General features: G+C 65.0%; 1 protein-coding gene and 3 pseudogenes. 1 reads left to right on the top strand and 3 read right to left on the bottom strand.

Going from position 1 to position 2,654, the window contains the following annotated elements; translation table 11 throughout:
* Positions 1-127: 127 nt before the first annotated feature.
* A complete protein-coding gene (gene lpdA / locus CR938_RS14125) occupies positions 128-1,534 on the bottom strand; it encodes a dihydrolipoyl dehydrogenase (protein WP_162125595.1) in 1,407 nt (468 codons plus the stop codon).
* A 384-nt stretch (positions 1,535-1,918) separates the two neighbouring features.
* Between lpdA and CR938_RS14120 the strand changes: the two are divergent.
* Positions 1,919-2,116 (top strand): annotated as a pseudogene (locus CR938_RS14120) (transposase); the annotation flags it as partial.
* 5 nt (positions 2,117-2,121) lie between these two features.
* Here the strand turns inward: CR938_RS14120 and CR938_RS14115 are convergent.
* Positions 2,122-2,494, bottom strand: a pseudogene (locus CR938_RS14115) (IS5 family transposase); the annotation flags it as partial.
* Positions 2,491-2,654 (bottom strand): annotated as a pseudogene (locus CR938_RS14110) (IS1595 family transposase); the annotation flags it as partial. The pseudogenes CR938_RS14115 and CR938_RS14110, both read right to left, overlap by 4 nt.

Here is a 2,654-nt window from a genome sequence, read left to right as displayed (position 1 = left end):
TGCGCCTGGAAGTCCGAAAGCGGGCTTGTTTCAGAGCGCGGGACGCGCTTGCGGAGCGCTTGAGCAGCGAGAAATCCGCGCTGCCGACCGAGTCGGGGGCTTCGCCGGGTCGAATTTCAACAGGCTGCTAGATGTGCAGGGCCCAGCCGTTCACCGCCATCGCAGCTTCCTTCAGGGCCTCCGGGAGCGTGGGATGGGCGTGGCAGCTGCGCGCCCCGTCGTCCGCCGATCCGCTGAACTCCATCGCGACGACGGCCTCATGGATGAGCGAGCCCGCCTCCGGGCCCACGATGTGTACGCCAAGAATGCGGTCCGTCTCCGCGTGCGCCAGCACCTTGGCGAGCCCATAGGTCTGCGCCTTGGCACGTGCACGCGCGCTGGCGCTGAAGGGGAATCGCCCCACCTTGTATGGGATGCCTGCAGCCTTGAGCTGCTCCTCCGTCTGACCGACCGAGCCCACCTCGGGTGCCGTGTAGATCACGGCCGGGATCGTCCCGTAGTTCACATGCCCCGGCAGTCCCGCCAGCTGCTCGATCAACGCAACACCCTCTTCGCTCGCCTTGTGCGCGAGCATCGCGCCACCGATGACATCGCCGATCGCGTAGATCCCTTCGACATTCGTGCGCCAGTGGTCGTCGACCTTGATGAAGCCCTTCGCGTCGCGCTCCACGCCGAGCTGTTCCAGGTTCAGTCCCTCGGTGAAGGGCCGACGCCCGATGGAGACCAGCACCCGATCAGCGTGGATCCGATCCTGAGCACCGCCGTTGGCCGGTTCGATCAAGAGCTCAACACCGTCACCGTTCACTGCCGCGCCGACGACTTTCTGGGAGAGGCGGAACTCGAAGCCCTGCGACTTCAGCGCCTTGTGCAGCACCGTCGCTGCTTCGACGTCCATTCCTGGTGTGATGCGGTCAAGGTATTCGACCACGGTGACTCGAGCACCCAGTCGACGCCACACCGAGCCGAGTTCGAGGCCGACGTAGCCCGCACCGATGACCACGAGGTGCGCAGGCACCTCCGGGAACGAAAGCGCGCCTGTCGACGATACGATCCGATCCTCATCGACCTCGACGCCGCGCAGCGGCGTGCTGTCCGATCCGGTCGCGATGATGATCCAGCGGCCTGAAAGCTCTTGAGTGTGCCCGGCATCGTCCGTGACTTCGACGCGCCCTGGCGCTGCGATCCGGCCACTACCCTGCAGGCGCGTTACGCCGTGCTTCTTGAAGAGGAAGTCGATGCCGTTGCCCAGGCCGGCGACGACATCATCCTTGTGAGCCAGCAACCGGGGCAGGTTGACCCGCAACCCATCGAACTCGACCCCGTGCACCGCGAATTCGCTCGAGGCCGCGTGGAAGCGCTCGGATGACTCGAGCAGGGCCTTGGACGGAATGCAGCCAATGTTGAGGCATGTCCCACCCAGGCGCCGGCGACGTTCGATGCAAGCGACTTTGAGACCCAGCTGCGCGCCACGAATCGCGGCCGGATAGCCGCCTGGTCCACCGCCAATGATGATGACGTCGTATGTCTCGGCCATGCTGAAGCTCCCGGGGACAGGCGACCGATACTAGAGTCTGGAGCTACTACAGGGTCAAGCCCGGATCGTGACCCAGCATTGAAGTCGTCCTGCCAGCGCCCGGTCGACTCACCTCATGCAGTGGCACACGCCTACTCCTGCGCCTTTACCTGCCGCTTGGCGTACCGCAGACGCTGTTCGCGCTGTCGAACCTGTGGATGGCGCGCCGGCGTTTGTTGCCCACGACGGGAGCAGTGCGTCCGTAAGGCGGGGAAACCCGCCAAAAACCGCCCTGCACTGGCGAAATCCGGTTCGAAAGCGACGCCAGGCCGGCGCCACGATGCCGCAATCCGGGCGGCAGAGCGGGTTGTTCAGATTGGCTACAAGTTCCATACTCAGGTCAGCCACCTCGAGGGCATCGTCGCCTGGGCCCAGACCCGCCAGACCAACGGCTTCCTCGAAGCGCTCAACGGCCTGTTTCAGTCCGCCAAGCGCCGCGCTCGCGGCTTCACCCGCTTCACCACTATCAGAACCGTCATCTTCCTGATCGCCGGCAAGCTCGACTTCGCAGTGATCAACCCTCATGCCCGGCAACCCACTTGAAATTCAACAGAGCCAATTTTGGTGGTCCAGCCTCCGCGGGAGCGGCCGATGGCCTGCGGGCCGTTTTTTTCGTGCGCCGGTGCCGTCCGGGTGGACCTTGACGATCGTACTGTCCAGGCTGACCGCCTCCAGCCGCACCCGGACCAGCTGTTCGGCCTGCATGCGCTCGAAGACCCGATCCAGGACCCCGGCCTTGGCCCACCGGTTCATCCGCGTGTAGATCGTGTGCCAGTTGCCGAACCGCTTGGGCAGGGCCCGCCACTTGCAGCCATTTTCGGCCACGAACAGGATCGCGTTGAGCACTTGAAGGTTGTCCAGCGACACATTGCCCCGCTGCCGCGGCAGGCAATCCTCGACCTGATTAGCCCCGACCCTCAGCCATGAAAATTGCTCGCAGCGCGCAAGACCGGCTCGGGGCAAGGCTTGCAGCGCAGCATGGCGGTGGCCAGTCGCGGCAGCATCTCATGCAGGCGGAAGCGACGGTTGAACCGGTAGGCGGCTTCGGCCAGGTAGCGCCGCGCGTACTTGGCCTGGCGGA

The organism is Pseudoxanthomonas taiwanensis, from assembly GCF_010093135.1.
Taxonomy (GTDB): Bacteria; Pseudomonadota; Gammaproteobacteria; order Xanthomonadales; family Xanthomonadaceae; genus Pseudoxanthomonas; species Pseudoxanthomonas taiwanensis.
Note: the sequence above shows the minus strand (reverse complement) of the source record. Positions and strands in the feature narration are given on the sequence as shown.

What these genes read in the sequence shown, in the direction of transcription:
- lpdA (WP_162125595.1), bottom strand. Translation starts at nt 1,534, where the DNA reads ATGGCCGAGACATACGACGTCATCATCATTGGCGGTGGACCAGGCGGC.